The 23,823-nt window shown below is 61.9% G+C and carries 21 protein-coding genes; 11 read left to right on the top strand and 10 right to left on the bottom strand.

Annotated features, from left to right (window positions below; genetic code table 11):
• Positions 1 to 43 precede the first annotated feature (43 nt).
• On the bottom strand, positions 44 to 880 hold the full coding sequence (locus OC446_RS01435) for a lytic transglycosylase domain-containing protein (RefSeq protein WP_262027265.1): 837 nt from the start codon (positions 878 to 880) through the stop codon (positions 44 to 46).
• 215 nt (positions 881 to 1,095) lie between these two features.
• Here OC446_RS01435 and OC446_RS01440 point away from each other — a divergent pair, with 215 nt between their 5' ends.
• Both OC446_RS01440 and OC446_RS01445 read left to right on the top strand, forming a co-directional pair.
• Positions 1,096 to 1,395: an HlyU family transcriptional regulator gene (locus tag OC446_RS01440; RefSeq protein WP_262027266.1), complete on the top strand. Its 300-nt coding sequence runs from the start codon at positions 1,096 to 1,098 to the stop codon at positions 1,393 to 1,395.
• Positions 1,396 to 1,606: 211 nt separating this feature from the next.
• Positions 1,607 to 3,322 (top strand): catalase, encoded by a 1,716-nt coding sequence (locus OC446_RS01445; RefSeq protein ID WP_262027267.1) that lies wholly within the window; start codon positions 1,607 to 1,609, stop codon positions 3,320 to 3,322.
• A gap of 3 nt (positions 3,323 to 3,325) precedes the next feature.
• On the opposite strand, the gene OC446_RS01450 is transcribed toward OC446_RS01445, so the two are convergent.
• The 3 genes from OC446_RS01450 to OC446_RS01460 form a co-directional block, all read right to left on the bottom strand.
• Positions 3,326 to 4,240 carry a YihY/virulence factor BrkB family protein gene (locus tag OC446_RS01450; protein ID WP_262027268.1) on the bottom strand — a complete coding sequence of 305 codons (915 nt, stop codon included), beginning with the start codon at positions 4,238 to 4,240 and terminating at the stop codon, positions 3,326 to 3,328.
• 88 nt (positions 4,241 to 4,328) lie between these two features.
• Positions 4,329 to 6,089, bottom strand: coding sequence for a hypothetical protein (locus tag OC446_RS01455; protein WP_262027269.1), 1,761 nt, complete (start codon positions 6,087 to 6,089; stop codon positions 4,329 to 4,331).
• Between the two features lie 19 nt (positions 6,090 to 6,108).
• Positions 6,109 to 7,173 carry an NAD(P)-dependent alcohol dehydrogenase gene (locus OC446_RS01460; RefSeq protein WP_262027270.1) on the bottom strand — a complete coding sequence of 355 codons (1,065 nt, stop codon included), beginning with the start codon at positions 7,171 to 7,173 and terminating at the stop codon, positions 6,109 to 6,111.
• A gap of 580 nt (positions 7,174 to 7,753) precedes the next feature.
• Here OC446_RS01460 and OC446_RS01465 point away from each other — a divergent pair.
• The 7 genes from OC446_RS01465 (at position 7,754) to OC446_RS01495 (ending at position 15,650) form a co-directional block, all read left to right on the top strand.
• Entirely contained in the window at positions 7,754 to 9,700 is a 1,947-nt protein-coding gene (locus OC446_RS01465) for a PrkA family serine protein kinase (protein WP_262027271.1), read from the top strand.
• 29 nt (positions 9,701 to 9,729) lie between these two features.
• The gene (locus OC446_RS01470) at positions 9,730 to 11,037 is read left to right on the top strand and encodes a YeaH/YhbH family protein (RefSeq protein WP_262027272.1); all 1,308 of its coding nucleotides are present in this window, start codon (positions 9,730 to 9,732) and stop codon (positions 11,035 to 11,037) included.
• Positions 11,034 to 12,578, top strand: coding sequence for a SpoVR family protein (locus tag OC446_RS01475; protein WP_262027273.1), 1,545 nt, complete (start codon positions 11,034 to 11,036; stop codon positions 12,576 to 12,578). Before OC446_RS01470 ends, OC446_RS01475 begins: the two co-directional genes overlap by 4 nt.
• 101 nt (positions 12,579 to 12,679) lie before the next feature.
• Positions 12,680 to 13,141 (top strand): hypothetical protein, encoded by a 462-nt coding sequence (locus OC446_RS01480; protein ID WP_262027274.1) that lies wholly within the window; start codon positions 12,680 to 12,682, stop codon positions 13,139 to 13,141.
• 65 nt (positions 13,142 to 13,206) lie between these two features.
• Positions 13,207 to 13,497, top strand: a complete 291-nt coding sequence (locus OC446_RS01485; RefSeq protein WP_262027275.1) for a hypothetical protein — start codon at positions 13,207 to 13,209, stop codon at positions 13,495 to 13,497.
• A 171-nt stretch (positions 13,498 to 13,668) separates the two neighbouring features.
• Positions 13,669 to 14,622, top strand: a complete 954-nt coding sequence (locus tag OC446_RS01490) for an MDR/zinc-dependent alcohol dehydrogenase-like family protein (protein WP_262027432.1) — start codon at positions 13,669 to 13,671, stop codon at positions 14,620 to 14,622.
• The gene (locus OC446_RS01495) at positions 14,622 to 15,650 is read left to right on the top strand and encodes a Gfo/Idh/MocA family protein (protein ID WP_262027276.1); all 1,029 of its coding nucleotides are present in this window, start codon (positions 14,622 to 14,624) and stop codon (positions 15,648 to 15,650) included. The genes OC446_RS01490 and OC446_RS01495 overlap by 1 nt, the downstream gene beginning before the upstream one ends.
• Before the next feature lie 201 nt (positions 15,651 to 15,851).
• Here the strand turns inward: OC446_RS01495 and OC446_RS01500 are convergent, their stop codons facing one another.
• The 6 genes from OC446_RS01500 to OC446_RS01525 form a co-directional block, all read right to left on the bottom strand.
• Entirely contained in the window at positions 15,852 to 16,781 is a 930-nt protein-coding gene (locus OC446_RS01500; RefSeq protein ID WP_262027277.1) for a beta-xylosidase, read from the bottom strand.
• Complete coding sequence (locus tag OC446_RS01505; RefSeq protein ID WP_262027278.1) at positions 16,778 to 17,551, bottom strand: TIGR04290 family methyltransferase; 774 nt, start codon at positions 17,549 to 17,551, stop codon at positions 16,778 to 16,780. Before OC446_RS01505 ends, OC446_RS01500 begins: the two co-directional genes overlap by 4 nt.
• Positions 17,552 to 17,559: 8 nt before the next feature.
• A complete protein-coding gene (locus OC446_RS01510; RefSeq protein WP_262027279.1) occupies positions 17,560 to 18,372 on the bottom strand; it encodes a nucleotidyltransferase family protein in 813 nt (270 codons plus the stop codon).
• A 2-nt stretch (positions 18,373 to 18,374) separates the two neighbouring features.
• Complete coding sequence (locus OC446_RS01515) at positions 18,375 to 19,484, bottom strand: glycosyltransferase (RefSeq protein ID WP_262027280.1); 1,110 nt, start codon at positions 19,482 to 19,484, stop codon at positions 18,375 to 18,377.
• Complete coding sequence (locus OC446_RS01520; RefSeq protein WP_315986475.1) at positions 19,481 to 20,011, bottom strand: histidine phosphatase family protein; 531 nt, start codon at positions 20,009 to 20,011, stop codon at positions 19,481 to 19,483. Before OC446_RS01520 ends, OC446_RS01515 begins: the two co-directional genes overlap by 4 nt.
• 86 nt (positions 20,012 to 20,097) lie before the next feature.
• A complete protein-coding gene (locus tag OC446_RS01525) occupies positions 20,098 to 21,180 on the bottom strand; it encodes an inositol-3-phosphate synthase (protein ID WP_262027282.1) in 1,083 nt (360 codons plus the stop codon).
• Between the two features lie 367 nt (positions 21,181 to 21,547).
• On the opposite strand from OC446_RS01525, the gene OC446_RS01530 reads away from it, so the two are divergent.
• Both OC446_RS01530 and OC446_RS01535 read left to right on the top strand, forming a co-directional pair.
• Entirely contained in the window at positions 21,548 to 22,705 is a 1,158-nt protein-coding gene (locus OC446_RS01530; RefSeq protein ID WP_262027283.1) for an NAD-dependent epimerase/dehydratase family protein, read from the top strand.
• On the top strand, positions 22,702 to 23,817 hold the full coding sequence (locus tag OC446_RS01535) for an SDR family NAD(P)-dependent oxidoreductase (protein ID WP_262027284.1): 1,116 nt from the start codon (positions 22,702 to 22,704) through the stop codon (positions 23,815 to 23,817). The genes OC446_RS01530 and OC446_RS01535 overlap by 4 nt, the downstream gene beginning before the upstream one ends.
• Positions 23,818 to 23,823 lie beyond the last annotated feature (6 nt).

Here is a 23,823-nt window from a genome sequence, read left to right on the forward strand (position 1 = left end):
GATCGAGACATAAGCCTGCGCCATTCTCGTGGTGCAGGCTTTTTCAGCTCGGCAGCACGATACAGCTGCCGCCTGCCGTACGGATGTTGCGGCACAGTTGCTCTGCGGCTTGCCGCGTCTCCGCCGGTGCGCGGACGCGGTAGAAGGTGCGTGTCCCACGATAGCGCAGCCGCGTCCCGATGATCATCGGGCGCACATCCTTCAGGAGAGACGCGTAGGCCTGACTTGTCCGCCTGAATGTGGAGAGAGCCCGCTCCTTCGAGAAATTGCCGGCGAGCTGAACGCCCCAAGGCGCAAAGGGCGCCTCTATCGTATCGCGGCGCCCGGGAATCCGCAGGGTGGCGACGATCTGCTGGCAAGTCTGCCCCGATGAATCCCAATCGGCGCTCTTCCGCTCCTTGGCATCGGCCGCCCAGTCCTCGGCGGACCGGCCCGTGACCGCGATGACGTAATTCCTGGTTTCGGACGGCAGGCCTCCCTGGCCGGCGAGCCAGGAGGTCACCCGCGCAGGTCCCCCGTTATAGGCAGCCGCCGCAAGGCCCAGATTGCCGAACTGCTCCGACAGATGGGCGATGAACTCGGCGGCCTTGGGGATCGCCTGTTCGGGATCGAAAGGATCGGTCAACCCCCGCTCCCGGGCGGTGCCCGGCATGAACTGGGCGATACCCTGCGCGCCCGCAGGGCTGACGACATGGGGGCGAAACGAACTCTCCTGCCAGATCAGCTTGGTGAGAAGATCGTGGGGGACCCGCTGGCTGCGCGCAGCGCCTTCGATCAGCCGGCACAGAGCCTGCTCGACACTCTCCGACGAGGGGCCGGGATTGGCCATGGCAGTGCCGCAGCAGAGAAAAATTCCGCAAAGCGCCAGCCGGAAGCGCATGAAGGACCCCGCTCGTAAACTGAGGAGCGCACGCATGAAACGACGTGCCAAGCTACAGATAGGCGATCATTCGTCCTGCCAAGGGCACGATGATCCAGGCCATGAGGGAAACGACGGCATGGTAATGGTTCTGGCTGAAAGTCGGCAGGATTCGCTCCCTCGCCGGGACCCCGCTATGCTTCGTCCCTCGAATCAAGCCTTGTTCAGGGACAGCGATGGCATCGATCTTGAAGGACCTCTGGAAGCGCCTGTCGGGCGGAGGCAGTGCGGGCGAGCGTGAGGAGCCTGCCGCAGAGGCGGTGGAGTACAAGGGATTTCGCATCCGGCCCGCGCCGTATTCCGCCAAGGGCGGGTATCAGACCGCTGGCGTGATCGAGAAGGATTTCGATACCGGCATGAAGGAGCACCGTTTCGTGCGGGCCGAGACGCATCCCAGCAAGGACGATGCCGCCACTTTCGCGATCGCCAAGGGCAAGCAGATCATCGACGAGCAGGGCGATCGCGTCTTCCGTTGAACGGCGCCGAATTGGCGCGTGGAGCCTGCTCCCGCGCGACACCTGCGCGATCCAAATGTTGCCTCCGGCAAAGTGCCTCCACGGCAAATTGCGCGCAATCAGATAATCTGATCAGGCCGGTCAGGAATATCGATTGGCGCTGATTGCCGTTCGCCCCTACGATCCTAATTGGGGGCGTGTCGCCATCACTGGTCATTCAAGGGAGATCGCCATGGCCAAGAATCCTCAAGCGCCGTCGGGAACGTCCGATCAGGTCCTGACGAACAGGCAGGGCCATCCTATCACCAATAACCAGTCCCAGCGCACCGTGGGCAGCCGTGGCCCGGCCACGCTCGAGAACTATCAATTCCTTGAGAAGATCACCCATTTCGACCGTGAGCGTATTCCGGAACGGGTCGTCCATGCTCGCGGCTTCGTGTGCTATGGCGAATTCGAGGCGACGGGCAAGATCGGCGACGAGCCGGCGTCCAAATACACCCGCGCCAAGCTGTTCCAGACCGCCGGCAAGAAGACCCCGCTGGCCATCCGCTTCTCGACCGTGATCGGTGGTCGCGATTCTTCGGAAGTGGCGCGCGATCCGCGCGGCTTCGCGGTGAAGTTCTATACCGAGGACGGCAACTGGGATCTCGTCGGCAACAACCTGGCCGTGTTCTTCATCCGCGATGCCATCAAGTTTCCAGATGTGATCCACTCCCTGAAGCCGGATCCCGTCACCTTCCGCCAGGAGCCGAACCGCATCTTCGACTTCATGAGTCAGACGCCCGAATCCATGCACATGCTGACACATCTGTTCAGCCCGCGCGGCATTCCGGCGAGCTACCGGCACATGGAGGGCTTCGGCGTCAACACCTACAAGATGGTCAACGCCCAGGGCGACACCGTGCTGGTGAAGTACCATTTCCATCCGCGCTGCGGGCTGGCGAGCCTGACGGCAGAGGAAGCGGCCAAGGTGCAGGGGCAGGATCTCGGTTCGGCCTCCAAGGATCTCTATGAGGCGATCGAGCGCGGCGAGCATCCCCAATGGGACATGTACGTGCAGATCATGGAAGACCATGACCATCCGGAACTCGAATGGGATCCGCTGGATGACACCAAGATCTGGCCGGAGAAGGATTTCCCCCTGCGTCACGCGGGCGTCATGACCCTGAACCGCAACGTGGAGGATCACTTCAACGAGAACGAGCAGATCGCCATGGGGACCGGCGTCCTCGTGGACGGTCTCGACTTCTCCGACGACAAGATGCTGGTGGGCCGGACCTTCTCCTATTCCGACACGCAGCGCTACCGCGTCGGTACGAACTACCTGCAGCTACCGGTGAACCAGGCCAAGAATGCCAAGGTGTCGACCAACCTGAACGGCGGCCAGATGTCCTATCGCCGCGATCTGGCGCCGGGGCAGAACCCACACATCAACTTCGAGCCGTCGATGCATAACGGCCTGCATGAAGCGCCCCGCGAGGAGCCCAACAACCCGCCGGAGATCCGCGGGCGGCTGACCCGCAGCGTGATCGAGCGGCGCAACGATTACGTCCACGCCCGGGGCCGCTACTGCACCATGATGGATTGGGAGCGGGACGACCTCGTCCTCAACCTGGGCACGCTTCTGGGCCAGTGCGAGCGGGACGTGCAGGAGCGTATGGTGTGGCACCTCCTGCTGGTGCACGACGATTACGGGACCCGTGTTGGCGAGATGCTCGGCATCAAGGCCGACGACGTGAAGAATCTTCCGCCGCTTTCGAAGCAGGTCCTGACCGAAGAGGATCAGCGCCGCCTGAAAAATCTCGGCCGGAACGGCGACAAGATCGACTCGACCGTATGGGGTCAGTGGACGAGCTCCGTGAAGAACTACAAGGCCTCGGCCCAGGAGGTGCTCGGCGGCATGCGCAATGTGCCGACGGAGCCGGCCACGCGTCAGGCGGCCGAATAGGCTTCAGGCCGTGCTCGAAGGCAAGCGGGTCGGGGTTTCCCGGCCCGTTTCCTTTTCCGGCTCCGCACAGCGCACCGGGCACCGGCTCCCGCGGCTCTCGGCATAGGCTTTCGTGAATTCGGCTCCGAAGAGCAGGATCAGGGACGAGTAATAGATCCACAGCAGGATCGTGATGATGGAGGCGGCGGCGCCGTAGCTCGACGCGACGTTGCTCTTGCCGAGGTAGTATCCGATCAGGAACTTGCCGATGGTGAACAGGAGGGCCGTCACCAGGGAGCCGGTCCATACGTCGCTCCATCTCAGGTCTACGGCCGGGAGCATCTTGAACATCATGGCGAACAGGATTGTCGCGATGGCGAAAGCCACGACGCTGTTCAGGAAGCGCAGGATGATCGTCGCGCCCGAGAAATTGGATTCGAGATAGTGCCCGATCGCCGTCAGCCCGGTATCGACGACGAGCGATACGAGGAGCAGGAAGCCGATGCCCAGGATCAAGGCGAGGCTGACGAGCCGCGTGCGGACGAAGTCCAGAACTCCATAGCTTGCAGGCAGTTTCGCCTTCCAGATGATGTTCAGGTCGTCCTGGAGCTCCACCACGGCGCCCGTCACCAGGAGGAGAAACGTCGCAATGCCGACCGTCGTGCCGATGAGGCCCGAGCCCACATTGCTGGCGCTGGCGATCATGGCCTCGAGAGCGGAGGCCTCCTTGGTCCCGATCAACCCTCCAAGCTCCCCGACGATCGCACCCTGCGCGGCCTCACGCCCGAAGGCCAAGCCGGCGACCGCAATGGCTGCGAGCAGCATCGGCGCGAGGGAGAAGACGGTGAAGAACGCAATGGAGGCGCCGAGGCTCATGGCGCGGTCGTTCCACCATCCCGCGAATGCCACCTTCAAAAGCCGCCAAGTCTCGGAGAACATAGGATGGGACCGATCCTGCCGGGCCGGGCCCGGCATGGTGAATGTGTTGCCTTGGCCGTTAACGGACAGGAACTTTCCCTTGTTCCTGTTAAGGTCGATGCTCCAGGCCTAAGCTTTCATGGCGCTGCAGGAGCTGCCCATAACGGTCCGCCGCCCTGCGCAGGCGGGACTCTTCTCCGCCTCCGAGAGCGCCTGCGGCCATCAGGTGGGCCCCCATGTGGAAGGCGCAATAGCAGGGGAGCAGGAAGGCCAGCAGGTCTGGGTAAACCGGGTATCCGCTCTCCCGTTCGACGATGGCGCAGAGACGGGCCGCCTCCGGCCTGGACAAGTCCAGCTCGACGATGGCCCCGGCGATGTCCCACGCAATGTCCTGGTGGCCGACCAGGTCGTGGGCGGCGCTGTGGTCCAGGGCATCGGCCTTGATGAGTCGGTCGCCGGAAACCAGCCACTCCCAGGCATGCATCCGGTTGTCGGACCACACCCGACGGATTTTGCCCTCCAGGGCGTCCGGAGGCGGCAGGGACCAGTCCAGGAATGCCCCTGCATCGTCCCCCAGGGCCTGCTGGGCGTTGTAGAGCGCCATATGGCGTAAATCGTCCAACGAAGCGCCTGGCTGCCCTCCGGACGGACAATGGCGGGCGCGAAAGCCTAGATAGGCTCCGACCTGTTCGATCAACTGATCGCGGTCGATGGAAATTTGATCGAGCCCTCGCGCATCCTCATGCCAGCGTTGCACGAGAAAGCCGTGGCGCCAGCCCGCGACATCCGGCGCAAACCCTGCCTCATGCAGTTGCCGGGCCATGCGGAGCTTTCGGGGCCCGGTCTCTCCCAGGCCCGCGAATTTCACCAGCCAGGATGCGCCCTTGGTCCGCGCTAGGAATTTCCGGCGCTCCTGCTGGAGATTGGACGGCGGCCACCTCGCCTCATCGCGGTAGTGGTGCCGACGCCATCCCCCCCCCGATAGATCCTCGAGCGGGCCGTCCAACGGCCCAACGAGGTCCTCCACCCAGACGGCCAGATCGTGAGGCGGCGAGCCGCCGAGCAGGAGGTCGTCCATGGTGCGGACGTGGCGCGGAGCCCGGTTCCAGCGTTCCCGGTGGCGGGGGCTGGCCTGGGGGCCCAGCGAGCCCTCATGACTGGGAAAGAAGTGAATCCTGTGCCGCGGCACGCCGGCCTCTTCCAGCCAGTCGGCAACGGCTCCGAACGAACTCCCGGACAGGCCGGGGCCCTCATCGACAATGGCGAAAGACCTGTCCCGGCCTGTCAGTTGTCTCGCAAGGTCCGGATCCACTTTCACTTCCCGTCGGAAGGGATGGCCCGTGGGGCGAAGGGTGAAGGGTGGGGGAGCCCCGATGGCGGCTGCCACCAAGGCGCTGAGACCTGCGCCGATACTGCGGATGCCGATCACCTGCGTGTCGGCGCCTAAACCCGAAGCTCTGGCGGCTTCCAGATAGTTCTCCGGATAAAGGGCGTAGAATGCGTAGCCTTCCGCCTGCTTGGCGTGGATCATCCGCGACGGGTCAAAGCTATGGAGTTTTTCGAGAAACTCCCGCGACAATGAGCTTTCCCTGAACCCGCTCCGCCAGGATCGGTCGATCGCACAGGCGAGAAAGGAAAGCCCGTCCATGCCGTTCCGATGGACAGGAGAGAGCGTATCCGCGCCAAGCTCCTGAAACTCGGCATCGATGAGCCCCTGAACGAGTTCGCTGGTGTCGACGAAAGCCGTTACCAATGCTCCATGCCGCGTGATTCCGGGCGGCATGGAATGGATCTCGGACAGAGTGCTCTCGATGGCGGTCTGCTTAGCGCCTACCGTAACGGCATGTTCCACATCACCATAGACCAGCATGGAGGCGCGAGCCGTTGACTTACGGGGCCGCCTCCTGCTTCAGCGACGCCATGTCGATGACGAAGCGGTATTTCACGTCGCTCTTCAGCATCCGCTCATAGGCCTCGTTGATCTTCTGGATCGGGATGATCTCGATCTCCGAGGTGATGCCGTGCTGGGCGCAGAAATCGAGCATCTCCTGGGTCTCGGCGATGCCGCCGATCAGGGAGCCGGCAAGCTGCCGGCGCTTCATGATCAGGTTGAATACCGTCGTGGCCGGGTGCGGCTCGGCCGGTGCGCCGACGAGCACCATGGCGCCGTCGCGGGCGAGCAGCACGAGGTAGCTGTCGAGATCGTGCGGGGCGGCGACGGTGTCGAGGATGAAATCGAAGCTGTTCACGTGCTCCTTCATGGCTACGGGATCCCGCGACACGACTACCTCGTGGGCCCCGAGGGCGAGCGCGTCCTCCCGCTTGTTCGGGGAGGTGGTGAACAGGACGACGTGCGCGCCCATGGCCCGTGCGAGCTTGACGGCCATGTGGCCCAGGCCGCCGAGACCGACCACGCCGACCTTGTGGCCGGGCTGCACGCGCCAGCGGCGCAGGGGGGAATAGGTGGTAATCCCTGCACAGAGAAGAGGCGCTGCGGCGGCGAGGTCCATGCCCTCGGGCACCTTGAGAACGAAGCTCTCATCGACGACGATGCTGTCGGAATAGCCGCCATAGGTATTGGCGCCCGTGTCCTGCTCGGGGCCGTTATAGGTGCCCGTGAAGCCGACCTCGCAGTACTGCTCCAAGCCCTCGCGGCAGCTGCGACAGGTGCGGCAGGAATCGACCATGCAGCCCACGCCGACAAGGTCGCCTTCCTTGAATTTCGGCACCCCGGGTCCGACGCGCGTGACGCGGCCGACGATCTCGTGGCCTGGCACACAGGGATAGAGAGTGCCACCCCATTCTTCGCGCGCGGTGTGCAGATCGGAGTGGCAGACGCCGCAATAGAGAATTTCGATCTGAACGTCGTTTTCACGGGGCTCCCGACGCTCGAAGCTAAAGGGGGCAAGCGGGGTGGTCGCATCCTGGGCGGCATAGCCGAAAGCTTTGATCACGGGAAAGATCTCCGAATTACCGGGCGTCGAAAAGGGCAGCACCTGCCTTGCTCAGGGAGGCTGCCAAACACTCAGGCGCAACAGACGATAGGTGCGACCGGCCCCGCGTCAACCGATGAGCGGAATGTTTGTTCGAGGCATTTGCCCGACCACGGGTATGGATCCTGTGCCCCCATGGGTGGAGAGCCGGGTTCAGCCGCGGTTAAGAACCGCCGCGGTTCAATCAAGGTAACGCTCAATTGATGGGTTGCCTGCCGGTGAAAGCCTTGCAGGAACGCACGGCAGACCACCACATCATATGCAGGCGGCCATGCGGCACAGTGGATTTTCGGATGTCTGCCAGAAACTTTAGCTTGCTGTCCTGCCCGCAATCCGCGAGGCTAGATGCCGAGGGCGGGCCTATCTTCAAGTCGAACGGGTTGACCCGGACAGAGCCGAACCTGTCGCGACATGCTTTCTACTCCGCCATGACAAAAGGAGTACGCCGCATCATTTGACCGCATCGTCAGTATCGCTGGTCTGGGCAACCTTAGCGGTGCACAATAGTTGTCTCTGAGAGGGATTGGATTTCGGTGGCGCCATGCATCATTCCGACGACCTGTTCTCGAGTTTTCTGAAGACATACGAAACCCGCCGCGAGGCGGAGATGTCCCTGGCGGACTACCTGGAAGGGTGCCGCAACGATCCCATGATGTATGCGAGCGCTCCCGAGCGCATCCTGGCGGCCATCGGCGAGCCTCGGCTTGTCGATACGTCCAAGGATGCACGCCTCGGCCGCATCTTCATGAACCGCACGATTCGGGTCTACCCGGCTTTCTCCGAATTCTACGGCATGGAAGAGACGATCGAGATGATCGTGAGCTTCTTCCGCCACGCCGCCCAAGGCCTCGAAGAGCGCAAGCAGATCCTCTACCTGCTCGGCCCCGTCGGCGGCGGCAAATCCTCCCTCGCCGAGCGCCTGAAGGCGCTCATGGAGGTCAATCCGATCTATATCCTGAAGGCAGGTGATGAGATCAGCCCGGTCTTCGAGAGCCCTCTCGGCCTTTTCGACCCGGAGCAGATGGGGCCGATCCTGGAGGAGCGGTACGGCATTCCGCGCCGGCGCCTGACCAACCTGCTCAGCCCCTGGGCCATCAAGCGGCTCGACGAATTCAAGGGCGATATCTCCAAGTTCCGAGTGGTGAAGATCAATCCGTCGCGGCTAAGGCAGATCGCCATCGCCAAGACCGAGCCCGGCGACGAGAACAACCAGGACATTTCGTCCCTCGTGGGCAAGGTCGATATCCGCAAGCTCGAGACCCTGTCCCAGGCCGATCCTGACGCCTACAGCTATTCCGGCGGCCTCAATCGCGCCAACCAGGGCATTCTCGAATTCGTCGAGATGTTCAAGGCGCCAATCAAGATGCTGCACCCCCTGCTCACCGCCACGCAGGAGGGGAATTATGTCGGCACCGAGAATATCGGCTCCATTCCGTTCAGCGGCATCATCCTGGCGCATTCCAACGAGGCGGAATGGCAGACTTTCCGCACCAACAAGAACAACGAGGCCTTCATCGACCGCATCTACGTGATCAAGGTGCCGTATTGCCTGCGGGTCACGGAGGAGCAGAAGATCTACGACAAGCTGATCCGCAGTTCGGAGCTGGCTGGCGCCCCCTGCGCCCCGGCCACGCTGGAAATGCTGGCCCGCTTCTCGGTCCTGTCGCGATTGCGGGCGCATGAGAACTCGAACTTCTTCTCGAAGATGCGCGTCTATGACGGCGAGAGCCTCCGCGAGGTCGATCCTCGTGCACGCAGTTTGCAGGAATACAAGGACTCCGCCGGGGTCGACGAAGGCATGGACGGGATCTCGACCCGCTTCGCCTTCAAGGTCCTGTCCGCCACCTTCAACCACGACACCATCGAGGTGGCGGCCGACCCGGTCCATCTCATGTACGTGCTCGAGCAATCCCTGCGGCGCGAGCAACTTCCCCAGGACGTGGAGCGACGGTACCTGGAATTCATCAAGGCCGAGCTGGCACCCCGCTACGCGGACTTCATCGGCCACGAAATCCAGAAAGCCTACCTGGAATCCTACCACGATTACGGCCAGAACCTCTTCGACCGCTACGTGGCCTATGCGGATGCCTGGATCGAGGATCAGGACTTCAAAGATCCGGATACCGGCCAGCTCCTGAACCGGGAGCTCCTGAACCAGGAACTGACCAAGATCGAGAAGCCGGCCGGCATCGCCAATCCGAAGGATTTCCGCAACGAGGTGGTCAAGTTCTCGCTCCGAGCGCGGGCCGGCAATCAGGGCCGCAACCCGTCCTGGACGAGCTATGAGAAGATCCGCGACGTGATCGAGCGCCGCATGTTTTCGCAGGTCGAGGAATTGCTGCCTGTCATCAGCTTCGGTTCCAAGAAGGACAGCGAGACCGAGAAGAAGCATGGGGAGTTCGTCGAGCGGATGATGGCGCGCGGATACACCGAGCGCCAGGTGCGTCGCTTGGTGGAGTGGTACATGCGCGTGAAGCAGGCGGGCTGACGGAAGACGGAGGCAGATCAGGCGTTCCTATGTACATCATCGACCGGCGCCTCAACCCAGGGGGCAAGAGTCTGGCCAATCGCCAACGTTTTCTGCGCCGCGCCAAGGCGCAGATCCAGCGGGCCGTACGTCAGACCGCAGGCGATCGGGACATCACCGATCTCGAACGGGGAGGGGAGGTCTCGATCCCGGCCGATGGTGTTCGCGAGCCCAGCTTCCGGCGGTCCGGCGAGGGCGGCGTGCACGATCACATCCTCCCCGGCAACAAGCGCTTCGTGGAAGGCGATACCATCGAGCGGCCCCCCGGCGGCGGTGGCGGCGGTTCAGCGGGTGGAGACAGTGGCGAGGGCGAGGACGATTTCCGCTTCGTCCTGACCCGCGACGAGTTCCTCGACCTTTTCCTGGACGACCTGGAACTGCCGGATCTCGCCAAGCGGCGCGTCGCGACGGTGGAGACGCAAGGCATGCGGCGGGCCGGCTATACGGTCACCGGCTCCCCCGTCAACCTTGCCCTGCTGCGCTCCATGCGCAACGCCCTCTCCCGCCGCATCGCCATGCGGCGGCCGAAATCCGAGGATCTGCTCCGCCTTCAGGAGGAGATCGACCGCCTTGAGGCACTGGAAGGGCCGTCCGACCGGTTGGCCGTCCTGCGCGCGGAACTTGAGCAGCTCCAGCTGCGCACCCGGCGCTTCCCCTATATCGATCCCATCGACCTGCGCTATCGCCGCTTCGAGCCGGTCTCGAAGCCTGTCGCCCAGGCGGTCATGTTTTGCCTCATGGATGTTTCGGGCTCCATGACCGAGCACATGAAGGACTTGGCCAAGCGCTTCTACATGCTGCTCTACATCTTCCTGACGCGACGCTACAAGCATGTGGAGATCGTCTTCATCCGCCACACCCACGAGGCCAAGGAGGTGGATGAGGAGACCTTCTTCAACAGTCCCGAGACCGGCGGGACGGTGGTGTCCTCGGCCCTTCGGGAGATGCAGCGGATCGTGGAGGAGCGCTATTCGCCGGATGCGTGGAACATCTACGCAGCGCAGGCCTCCGACGGCGACAACTCGCCCAACGACGGCGCCACCAGCGCTGCCCTGCTGCGTGACGTGATCCTGCCGGTCTGCCAGTACTACGCTTATCTCGAGGTCGGCAGCGACAGCGACCGGATGCAGACGGGGTTCATCAACCACAAGACCTCCCTGTGGCAGACCTACGAGTCACTCCTGGAGGAGGGGGCCAACCTCGCCATGCGCAAGGTGAATCACCGCCGCGAGATCTATCCGGTCTTCCGTGAACTCTTTCGCCGACGCGATGCGGAAGCAGGAGCGAGGGTGCCATGAGCGTGACCCTGGACGACAACCTGCTCTTCCACGGTGCCGATTGGGATTTCGGAACGATCCAGCGCATCCACGATGCCGTCGAGACCATCGGCGTTGGCGAGCTGGGGCTCGACGTCTATCCGAACCAGATCGAGGTCATCACCGCCGAGCAGATGCTCGACGCTTATGCGTCGATCGGCATGCCCCTGTTTTACAAGCACTGGTCCTTCGGCAAGCGCTTCGCCCTGCATGAATCGAGCTATCGCCAGGGACTCATGGGCCTGGCTTACGAGATCGTCATCAACTCGAACCCGTGCATCTCCTATATCATGGAGGAGAACTCGGCGACGATGCAGACCCTCGTCATCGCCCACGCGGCCTTCGGTCACAATCATTTCTTCAAGAACAACTACCTGTTCAAGGAATGGACCGACGCGGACGGGATCCTCGATTATCTCGAATTCGCCAAGGGCTACATCACGCGCTGCGAGGAGCGCTACGGACATGCGGCCGTGGAGCGCGTTCTCGACGCCGCCCACGCCCTGATGTCTCACGGCGTGCACCGCTATCCGCGCAAGAAGCGGCCCGACCTGCGCTCGGAGGAGCGTCGCGAGCGGGAGCGCCATCTCCACCAGGAGCAGACCTTCAACGACCTGTGGCGCACGGTGCCCACCAAGGGAGCGGCCGCGAAGCCGCCGCTAAGCGAGGAGCGTCGCCGCGCCCTTCTCGAACTGCCGCAGGAGAACATCCTGTACTTCCTTGAGAAGTCGGCGCCGCGCCTGCAGCCCTGGCAGCGGGAGATCCTGCGAATTGTGCGCCAGATTGCCCAGTACTTCTACCCGCAGCGGCAGACCAAGGTCATGAACGAGGGCTGCGCCACCTATTGCCACTACCGCATCATGACGCGCCTGCACGAGACGGGACAGCTCAGCGACGGTTCCTTCCTCGAGTTCCTGCAGTCGCACACCAACGTGACCCGGCAGCCCGAGTTCGACGATCCGCATTACGGCGGCATCAACCCCTATGCCCTCGGTTTCGGCATGATGCAGGACATCGAGCGCATTTGCGCCCAGCCGACCGCGGAGGACCGGGACTGGTTCCCCGACATCGCGGGCAGCGGCGATGCCATGGCGGTGCTGCGTGACGTGTGGGCGAACTATCGCGACGAGAGCTTCATCTCTCAGTTCCTGAGCCCTCACCTGATCCGGCAATGGCGCATGTTCCATCTCGTCGACGATCCGGATCAGCCCGAGCTCATGATCGAGGCGATTCACGACGAGCGGGGCTATCGACGTCTGCGACGCTCGCTCTCTCGCCATTACGATGTCGGCTGGAGCGATCCCGACATCCAAGTGGTTGACGTGGACCTTGCCGGAGACAGGCGCCTCATCCTGCATCATCACGTTCTCAATCGCACCCTGCTGCACAAAGACGACGCCCAGCGGGTGCTTCAGATGGTAGCCAATCTCTGGGGCTATGCCGTGGTGCTGAAAGAGGTGGAGCCAGCCACCGGGGCGATCTTCCAGGAGCACGTGGCTCACCCGCACGAAACGCTTTTCTAAAAGGACACTTTGACGCAAAAAAGCCAGGGACTCACGCGATCATAGGTTTCCCTGGGCTCGGCCCTGGTTTCGAGGGTCGGCTCCCTTGCAGGAGAATACCTATGGAACACAAGCCTGTAGAGAAGCTGCGTAGCGTCGCTGAAGTGCATGAGTTGAGCCAAGGTTTCCTGTCACGGCGCGAGCGCCTCGAGCGTTGGGCCGAAGTGTTGGAGCGCCAGCCGAAACGGCGCTTGAGGTCACTGGGTGAGATCGAGTTCGTCCCGAAGGACAAGCGGCCGGAATTGCGGTCGGACGAATCTCCCATTACGGTCGCGTTTGAAGATCCGGTCCTGCGCGCCGCCGGCCTGAAGGGCGACACGCTTGGGGACGCCATGGAATTTTTCGAATTGTCGGAAGGAGCCTCCCATCGCCTTCTCTGCTCCTGCATGAACGGCTGGAGCATGGAAGCAGGCTCTACGGCACGGAAGGTCCATCGCATCGCAAATCCCGATCATCGGCTCATGCTGTTCACGACGGCCGGGCTGCTCACGGCCGCCCCGGCAGTGTTCTACCTGCTGAGCTGAAAGAAGGCTACGGCACCGAGCCTCTGATCAGCGGGCCCGGTGCCGATCGTTTGGAGACTTGATGAATGACGGATGCGCCACCCCGCCGGATTGGCCTGCCTTGGTACAGCCGGGAGGATTATCCTCGTATCCGCACCATGATGACCGACCGGCACAATCTCGCCTCGACCTACGAGATGTGGCTGGCCTCAGCCGAGAACAACGAGACCGTCGGACAACAGGCCGGGCTTCGAATCGAACGTATCCTGATCGAGCCCGCTGCTTTCGCGAAATGGTGCGCCGAGCAGGGCTTGGAGCCTGACGGTAAGGCGCGCACGACATACGTAGCAGAGATGTGCGCTCGAATGACGGCGTGAGCTCACCAGACCCTGTCACAAATAGCCTAGCCTTGAAGTCTCCTCCCCTGTCCCTAATTGCTCGGGCGGTATGGTGGAGGGGCAAACTTGCTGAAAGAGAGTGGTGCCGGCAACGACATTGCCGCTTCTTCGTCGAGAGGGAGCGATGAGCCGGCCGGGGCTCCGGGAACGATGCGGGCCGCCATCCTTACAGGACCCGGGAAGATTGAGATCAACGAGGTTGAACGTCCCGTGCCGGGGCAGGGGCAAGTGCGGCTCCGCTTGGAAGGCTGCGGCGTCTGCGCTTCGAACCTGACGCCTTGGGCCGGCCCCGAATGGATGCAATATCCAACCGAGCCGGGCGCTCTCGGGCATGAGGCCTGGGGTTTCGTGGACGCGGTCGGTGATGGTGTAGAGGGCCTGTCGATCGGAGACCGGGTCGCGGCACTCTCCTACAAGTCCTATGCGGAATACGATCTTGCCGAGGCCGACGCCGTGGTTCGCCTGCCTGATTCCCTGGCGGGCCAGCCCTTTCCCGGCGAGCCGCTCGGCTGTGCGATGAATATCTTCCGGCGTAGCGACATCGTGGCCGGGCAGACGATCGCCATCATCGGTATCGGCTTTCTCGGCGCCATTCTCACGAAGCTCGCCTCCGACGCCGGCGCGCGGGTGATCGCGATCTCGCGACGGTCGTTCTCGCTCGATCTCGCGCGCCGCATGGGCGCGGCCGAGACGATCCCGATGGAGGATCACCATGCGATCATCGAGCGGGTCAAGGAGCTGACTGGCGGCACGTTCTGCGACCGGGTGATCGAGGCCGTCGGCAAGCAATGGCCGCTCGATCTCGCGGGCGAGCTGACCCGCGAGCGCGGCAAGTTGATCGTGGCCGGCTACCACCAGGATGGCCCACGGCAGGTCAACATGTGGCTCTGGAACTGGCGCGGCATCGATGTGATCAACGCGCATGAACGCGACCCGAAGGTCTACGTGGATGGATTGCGTGAGGCCGTGGACGCCATCGCGTCGGGCCGCCTCGATCCGAGCTTCCTCTACACCCACACCTATCCTCTGGAACGGCTCGACGAAGCACTCGATGCCACGCGCGACCGCCCGGACGGTTTCCTCAAGGCCCTGGTGACGTACTGATGGTGCAACAGGCTGTGCTCAAGACGAATTCCGAATCTTCCGTTGCTCGTCCGCGCGTCGGCTTTCTCGGCGTCGGCTGGATCGGCCGGCATCGGATGCAGGCGATCCTCGGGACTGGGGCCGTCGATGTCGCTGCCATTGCCGACCCATCGCCCGACATGGTCACCGAGGCTGGTACGTTGGCACCCGACGCGCAACGGGTTTCCAGCCTCGACGACATCCTCGATCTCGGCGTCGACGGCGTCGTGATCGCGACTCCAAGCGCCCTGCACGCGGAGCAGTCGATCCGAGCCCTGGAGCGTGGCGTCGCCGTGTTCTGCCAGAAGCCGCTCGGACGAACAGAGGCCGAGGTGCAAGCGGTGGTCGATGCGGCGCGAAAGGCCGACCGACTGTTATGCGTCGATCTCTCCTACCGCTTCACGGAAGGCATGCGGCGCATCCGCGAGATCATCAATTCGGGCGAACTGGGGCACGTCTATGCCGTGGATCTCGTGTTCCACAACGCCTACGGACCGGACAAGCAATGGTTCTACGACCCAGCCTTGTCCGGCGGCGGCTGTGTGATGGATCTCGGCGTGCATCTGGTCGATCTTGCCCTTTGGACATTGAACAACCCCGGAGTGGGGAGCGTCACAGGCAAGCTCTTTGCGGGCGGTGCACCGCTCAAGGATTCTGCATCGCAGGTGGAGGATTATGCCGTCGCGACCGTCGAGCTGGACACGGGCAGCGTGGTGCAACTCGCCTGTTCCTGGCGGCTTCAGGCCGGATGCGACGCGATCATCTCCGCCACGTTCTATGGAACGCAGGGTGGAGTATCGTTGCGCAACGTGAATGGATCCTTCTATGATTTTACGACGGAGCGCTATTGGGGCACGTCTCGCGAGACATTGACCTCGCCGCCGGACGAATGGGGTGGCCGCGCGGCAGCCGACTGGGCTTCACGGCTTGCGACGGGGGAGCGGTTCGATCCGGCTGCTGACCATCTTGTTAGTGTCGCAAAGGTGCTCGACCGGATCTATGGACGATAGAGAATCGGATGCAAAAAGTGGGAAACGGCTTTGCGTGGAAAGATGCGTTAAATCGATAAGTTGAGGCATCGGACCTGTGTTCGAAAGCACGTACAATGCTTTCGCTCGAGCAAGAGAGTAATTTCGCCGTCACCCGTATCATTCATGCACATCATGGCCGGCACAGGGCCGGCCATGATGTGAGAGGGGGCGACGTTTGCCTCAGAGAATTTCCAGAACCTTGCTGGACTGAGCAGCCGGGGTTGCAGGTGCATAGCGGCGGATCATGCTGGCGCAGAATTCCGCAAACTCCTCCTTCACCTGCGGCGCACTTGTGTGGTGTGGCGCGATCCCGCGATGTTCCGGGGTGAAGCAGAAGGTCACCGTCACGTCGAAATCCTGGAGAGCCTCCATTTGCCGATCGAACCAAGCCAGCGCGTTCGGGCGGTAGCTGTCGGCCCAGGACAGGCCGGTGCGAAGGTACTTGACGCCCAGGCGCTTCATCCATGCCACGGCCTCGTCGAGGCGATGGTCTTCATAGTGGAACCACTGGCACAGGCCCATCTGCGGCGCGTATTTGGCGAATTCCTCGAGAGAAGGCTTTGGCGTACCGTCCTCACGCAGGAGCCCCATGTAGAAGTGCCGGTAATAGGACGAGCCCTCGGCTTCCCTGTGCCGCGTCGTGGCCTCCCAGGCGCGGGGAAGATCGTACAGGCTGTACCAATGGATCTTAGGTACCTTGCCGATCAGGAGTTCGGCGGTCCGGTTCAGGCCCCAGACCTGCACTTCCTCGGCGCCGAAGGTCGAGATGCCGACTTCGCTGACCCAGATCGGCTTGTCCGTCACCGCGCGGATCTCGTCGATCTTCGCGGGCCATTCGTGGATCTGCCATAGGTTCCAATCGAGCGGAAAGCCATGAACGGCCACGACATCCAAGTGCTCGAGAGCGCCGTGTTCTTCCAGCTTCCTGATGAAGCCGGGATCAATGGGCGAGATGCCGCCGAGAACGCGCGGCAGATTGGGGTTTTCAGCCTTGATGGCCTGCCCCGAGGCGATCACCATATCGGAGAAAAGCTTCCAATCTGGATCGATCTCCGGGTCCCAGTGGGACTTGTTGTTGGGCTCGTTCCAGATCATTGCGGCTTCGATCATGCGTGTCTCCCTTGCGCCGGGTAGACCGCACCCGCACCGGGTGGGGCATCGACACGGCGACAGATGTAAACTTCGGTTTCAGGATGTTGGACGATCTCGAACCCGGCACTGCGGAGCATGGCCTCGACGCAGGCGGAATTGGGCGCCCACCAATTGGTGGGATCGTCGGCATAACGGTGCTCGATGAAGTGCATCTTCGGATAGCGCGGATCGTCGAAGTGATCCGTCTGCCAGAAGGTGTAGTTCTCGTCGACGGGCATGACCTCCGTGGATCCACGCTGCATCGATTGGAACACCAGAAGATCCTTGGCGACGTTCTCGTGAATCAGGTCGAGGGCCAGCAAGGGATGACGCAGGTGATAGAGCACGCCCATGAAGAGAACGACATCGAAGCGCTCGCCGAGTTGCCCCAGGTCATAGACCGACAGTTTCCGGAACTCGATGTCGTAACCCATAGTCTGCGCGGCAAATCGCGCCTGCGCGAGATAGGCCTCGTCGAAGTCGATTCCGAGTACGCGTTCCGCACCGCGCTTCTTCATTTCCATGGAGTAGAAGCCGCCGTTGCAGCCGATGTCGAGAACGCTTTTCCCAGTGAGGTCCTGCGGGATCGCGTCGGCAAATCGTTGCCACTTCACCGCAGGATAGTTGCCGAGAAAATGGTTCGGTGCGGTCCAGACACCGCCCTTGAGCTCGATGTTGTGGAACCAGGGTCCGAGCGCTTCGGCTTTTTGACGGATTTCTTCAAGCGGCATGGGATCGACGGCATTCATCGTGACGATTACTCCCTGTTCAAATCATGAAGTCCGCGCGGCAGCCGTCCGGCCGGCCAGCCGAGGGCGACGCGCGCGCCTGTAATGGTTTCGTGCTTCGCCGCATCGCTCAGTAGGCCGATGGCGGCGCGATAGCCATGCAATGTTCCCACATCCACATAGGACTGGCCCGCTCTCACGCCGACGGCCTTCCCGCCTTCAGCCAGATAGGCATTCACGAGGGTGCCGAAGAATTCGTCATCGCGATTGCGCGACATCCAGAGTTTGCGCAGTGTTTCGAGCACATGGCCGGGCATCTTGAACGCACCCCAGATCCACTGTGAGGCGGCATCGGCCTGTTTCACCTGGATCTCTAGCACCTGCATGCTCTCATCCAGGATCACCGCGTCGAAGACCTCGGGATTCTCGACCGGAAAGAGCAGGAAGGAGAGACAATCCTCCGGCAGCTCCGCGAGGGCCTTCTCGGGGAACCAGACCGTATCCGGAAGACCGACGATCGCGCTCTCATCGGCTGGAATGAGCGGAGCCGCTTGGAAGATCGCGTCGCACAAGCCGCGTGCTTCCGGCTGGACCACATAGGCGATGGAAGCGCCGCCGTAGCTTGCGCCATAGTATTCCATGATGTCTGACTTGCCGGGAGAAATGACGAAGCATATCTTTTCCGCCCCGCCATAGATCATGCGCTCGACGAGATACTCGCTGACGGCACAGGGACGCTCGATGCCATTGTCGAGGCGGCTGCCCACGGGCAGGAGCTCTTTCGAGAAGGCCAGAGGCTGGATGCGGCTTCCGATGCCCGCAGCAGGTATGATTCCCCACATGGTCAGGCCTCCATCATGACGGCGGATCCGCCGGCCGAGGTCGAAAGGGATGTGGTGCCCTCGAGCAGGATCTCAAGTTCCTTCGCCCTGTGATCCGACGTATGCTCGGCCAGGGTTCTCTCCCGACCCGCCTTGGAAATACGGATCAATTCGTCGTCCGTGAGGTCGAGCGCTGCGACGGATTCGTCGATGTTGGCAGCAATCAGGATATCTCTGCCGGGTTTGAAGAAGCTGTCGAGGCCTTCCCACCAATCCGAGAGAATGGGCGCGCCACAGGCTGCCGCTTCGAACAGACGACCAGATGGGCACCATCCCATCTCGGCCATTGCTTGCCGCGTGATGTTGAGCGTGAGACGAGAGGACGAAAAGAAGGCGGGATGCTCCGGCGGCGGCAGGTGCTGGACGAAATGGATATTGGGCTGCCATGGAAAATCCGCTGGATACTGCGCACCGCCGATCAGAAAGCGTCGATCCGGCCGGCAGGCGGCAGGATCGATGAACAACCGCTGCAGGGCATCCTGTCGATCGGCTGCGTAGGTGCCGAGATAGGAAAGATCGGCAGTGTAATGCTGGATCCTCTGTACCGGGTGGTGCACATCCGGATCCACATGGCCATAAAGGGGGGCAACGCGCTGTGCGCCGAGGTCGGTCTGCAGCCTTTCAAGAGCCCGGCCGCCCGTATAGCTCAGAACGAGATCGAACTCGCTCAGACCGCTTGGGCCGATATAGCTGATCGGCTCGCCCGCATCGAGGCGCGAGAAGGTAACGGGCGTGTCGAGATCGTAGAATGCCCGGATGGCGCGCGGAGCGGAAAACAGGAGATCACCAGCCGCGATGCCGTCGGGACAATAGGACGTGACCAGAGCCACATCCGCATCTTTAAGTTCCCTTTCCGCGTGAGCGCGAATGCTCTCCCAATCCTCGTAGAGGACGAGCTCGCCTCCAGGGATTTCCACAAGATCGCGGTTCGCGGCGTAATAGGGAACATCCTTTTCAAAGAACACGATCCTGTGCCCTCGCTTCCCGAGAGCGCGACACAAGCCACGCCACAGGGTTGCGTGGCCGTTGCCCCAAGATGACGAGATGGTGAGGCCGAATATGAGGATCTTCATGCGGCCACCACTTCGTTCAGTCGGAAAAGCTTTGATCCCCAATCGCCCACGACGAGAGTGGTAATCGAGGCGGGTTCCACCTCAAGGCGGCCATAAGCGTCGAGGGACATGCCGAGATAGTAAAGGAGCGCAGCTTTGATGACATCGCTGTGGCTCACGAGAACGACAGAGCGCTCAGCGTAGCGGCGGCGTATCCGTTCCAGGATCCCGACAATGCGCCCTTGAGCCTCCAGCATGGTCTCCCCTTCGGGAGCGCGATTGGTGCTGCGCGACACATTCCAGGACGACCAGAGCGGATCCTGATTCAAGGATTCGAAACTCAGACCCGTCCAGCGGCCGAATTCGATTTCAGTGATGGCATCGCAAACCTGAGGGGATTGTTCGAGGCGCGCTGCAATTGGTTGTGCGGTTTCCAAGGCTCGCTCAAGAGGGCTGGTGAAAATGCCGGAAATGTTCTCGCCCGCGAAGCGCTGAGCCAGACGATCCGCCTGGGCTCTGCCTGGTGCGCCAAGATGAACGCCAGGCATGCGGCCACACAGAACCGTTCCTACTCGATCATGAGCGGCATGGCGGACGAGAAAGAACGTGGTGGTCACCGCGACCCTCCCGCGCTCTAATCTTCATCGCCGTCGATGAAGCGGATCGTCCTGTCGCGGGCTTCGTTGTCGGTGAATTGCTGTGGCGGTGATTTCATGAAGTAGCTGGATGGGCCGGTGAGTGCGCCGCCGATCTTGCGATCCATGGCAAGCTTCGCGCAGCGCACCGCGTCGATCACGATGCCGGCGGAGTTCGGCGAATCCCAGACTTCGAGCTTCACCTCCATGTTCAGCGGAACCCCGCCGAAGGTTGTTCCCTCCAGGCGGATGTAAGCCCATTTGCGGTCGGTGAGCCACGGAACATGGTCGCTCGGCCCCACATGGATATCGTCTGCGGGAAGCGGAATATCGAGCTGGCTCGAGACCGCCTGCGTCTTGGAGATCTTCTTCGATTCGAGACGCTCGCGCTCCAGCATGTTCTGGAAGTCGGTATTACCGCCGAAGTTCAGCTGATAGGTGCGGTCGAGACGCACTCCGCGCTCACGAAAGAGATTGGCGAGGACCCGATGGACGATAGTGGCACCCACCTGGCTCTTGATGTCGTCGCCGACGATGGGGAGCCCGCGCTCTTCGAACCGCCTGCGCCATTCCGGATCCGACGCGATGAAGACGGGGATGCAATTTACGAACGCACAGCCTGCCTCGAGCGCGCGCTCGGCGTACCATTCTGTTGCTTTCTGCGAGCCGACGGGCAGGTAAGAGACGAGAACATCCGTCTTGGATTGTCGCAAGATCTCCGTGACGTCGGCCTCTTCATCGGGGGATTCATCGATCACGTCATGAAGATATTTGCCGAGGCCGTCGAGCGTCTTGCCCCGATTGACGATAATCCCGCTCGGGGGAACGGCTGAGAAACGCTGCGTATTATTCGGTTCGGCAAAGATCGCTTCGGAGACGTCGTGCCCCACCTTCGAGACATTCACGTCGAAGGCGGCGGAAAGTTCGATGTCGCTGATATGATATCCGCCAAGCTCGACATTCATCAGGCCAGGCACCGGCTCGTTGCCTTTCGCATCCTTGTAGTAGGTGAGACCCTGCACGAAGGACGAGGCACAATTCCCGACGCCCACGATACCGACGCGGACCTTCCTCGAACTCATGACTAAATCTCCCTTGTACGGCCCGCTACGTGTTTTCTTTTCAGGCAAAGCGCTTCGTAGGCCGCAGGCACCAAGCCTCGACCTTTTTCCAAAGCGTGGCCTTCAACGTTTGAAGAAGGTTTGTTGTTCCGCTCAGATTCCGGGTCTGTGACTCTTGTCTTCCGAGCCGAGCGCCTAAACTACAGTGCTCAAGTCAGGAACAAAGATGTAGATGCGTAGTTTCTTCTGCGCAAGCTCAAGCTGTTGAAGGGGACATAGTGCGCAGGCCTCGTTTGGCGAGGTCCGCTTCTGGACCTGTTCCCAATCTGGATGATGTGCATGTTCCGCGTCGCATTTCCAGCTTGGGAATGGGTTGTCCGTCTCCTGTATGAACCATCGGCGCTTAGACCAGAAACCAATCTGGAGATATTTTGTGACGGATACGATCCTCATTACAGGCGGTGCGGGCTTCATCGGACGCTATGTTGCACAGGCGTGCCTGGAGCGTGGCCACAAGGTGCGCGTACTCGACAGTCTGATCGAACAGGTTCACGGCAACCGGAATCAGAGCGAGGGCCTCGATCCGGACGTGGAGGTGGTGGTCGGCGATGTGCGCGATGAGGCGGCGCTCCTTCGGGCTCTGAAGGGAGCGACGAAAGTCGTCCACCTTGCCGCTGAGGTCGGCGTCGGCCAGAGCATGTATGCGGTGGATCGCTATGTCTCCGTCAACGATTACGGTACCGCCGTGTTGTTCCAGCAACTTATCGACAATCCGGTGAAGCGGGTGGTCGTGGCGTCATCCATGAGCATTTACGGCGAGGGCCTCTATAAGGATGCTGATGGACGCATCCATGAGGATGTCGTTCGTGTGCCCCGCCGCAGTGAGAGCGATCCGTGGGATCCGCTAGACGATCAGGGCCGCCCGCTCATTCCCGTTCCGACACCTGAGTGGAAAAAGCCTGCGCTGGCCTCTGTTTACGCGCTCTCGAAATATGTTCAGGAGCGGCTGACCCTGACTCTGTGTCCGGCCTACGGCATGGAGGGCGTGGCCCTGCGGTTGTGGAACGCCTACGGCCCGGGGCAGGCTCTCTCCAATCCCTATACGGGCGTTCTCGCCATCTTCGCATCGCGACTTCACAACGGTCAACCGCCGATGATATTCGAAGATGGTCGGCAACGTCGTGACTTCGTTCATGTGGAGGATGTCGCGCAGGCATTCGTCCTGGCCCTCGAACATGAGAATGCTCCGGGCGGCGTCTACAATGTCGGCAGCGGGCAGGATCGCACCGTATCCGAAGTGGCGGAACTTCTGTCCCAGGCGATGAACCGTCCAATGGCGCCGGAAATCGCCGGCAAGACGCGCATCGGCGACATCCGTCATTGCATCGCCGATATTGGAAGGATCCAGCAGGAATTAGGCTACAAGTCGAGAAAGGACTTTGCCGAGGGCTTGGCAGAACTTGCCGAATGGGTCGCTAAGCAGGAAGCCAAGGATCTCGTCAACGAAGCCCGGAAGGAGCTTGAAGCGCGAGGTCTGGTGGCATGACGGTGTCAGACACAACGGCCTCGGCGCCGCCCGTCCTCCGTCGCCGCCCGATTCTTGTGACCGGGGGCGCGGGCTTCATCGGATCCAACCTTGCCGACCGGTTTGCCAGTGAAGGTCATGACGTCCTGATCTACGACGCTCTCGCGCGCCCCGGCGTCGACCGGAACCTCGAATGGCTCAAGAAACGGCATCCCGAAAAAGTCTCAGCGATGATCGGCGACATACGCGATGAGGCGTCGGTTGCCGATGCCATTCGTGATGCACAGGCCGTATTCCACATGGCCGCGCAGGTTGCGGTGACGACCAGTCTCGCCGACCCCCGCGAGGATTTCGAGATCAACATTCGCGGGACGTTGAACGTGCTCGATGCGCTGAGACAGCGAGGCGAGCGGATTCCCTTGATCTTCGCTTCCACCAATAAGGTCTACGGCGACCTCGCCGACGTGGAATTGGAGAAGACCAACGACGCCTACAAGCCGCGCGATCCTGCAATCCGCGACGTTGGAATTGGTGAAACCCGGCCGCTCGATTTTCACACACCCTATGGATGCTCGAAGGGCGCGGCCGATCAATACGTGCTGGATTATGCCCGCTCGTTCGGGATCCCGACCTGCGTCATGCGGATGAGCTGCATCTACGGTCAGCGCCAGATGGGAACCGAGGATCAGGGCTGGGTCGCCCACTTCCTGATCCGTGCGCTTCAGGGCGAGCCCATCACGATTTATGGCGATGGCTGCCAAGTCCGCGACGTGCTCGATATCTCCGATGCTGTTTCCGCTTATGCCTCGGCATGGAAGCGGATCGATGCGGTTCAGGGAAGAGCCTTCAATCTCGGCGGCGGCCCGTCCAATGCCATCAGCCTGCGCCAGCTTCTCACCCATATCGAGGAGGTCATCGGCCGTCCCGTCGAGACCGTCTACGATGAGTGGCGTGCCGGCGATCAGCGATACTATGTATCGGATGCGCGCCTCGCGACGCGTGAGCTTGGTTTGAAGCAGCCGGTCAGCTGGCTCAAGGGTGTGGCTGCTCTGGCGGAGTGGCTGCAGGAGGAGCGGGGGCTCACACGTTCGGGTTCATCTCCTTCGCGTCTCCAGAATGCAGAGGCTTTGTGATGCGAG

It is taken from the genome of Microvirga sp. Mcv34, assembly GCF_024519725.1.
Classification (GTDB): Bacteria; Pseudomonadota; Alphaproteobacteria; order Rhizobiales; family Beijerinckiaceae; genus Microvirga.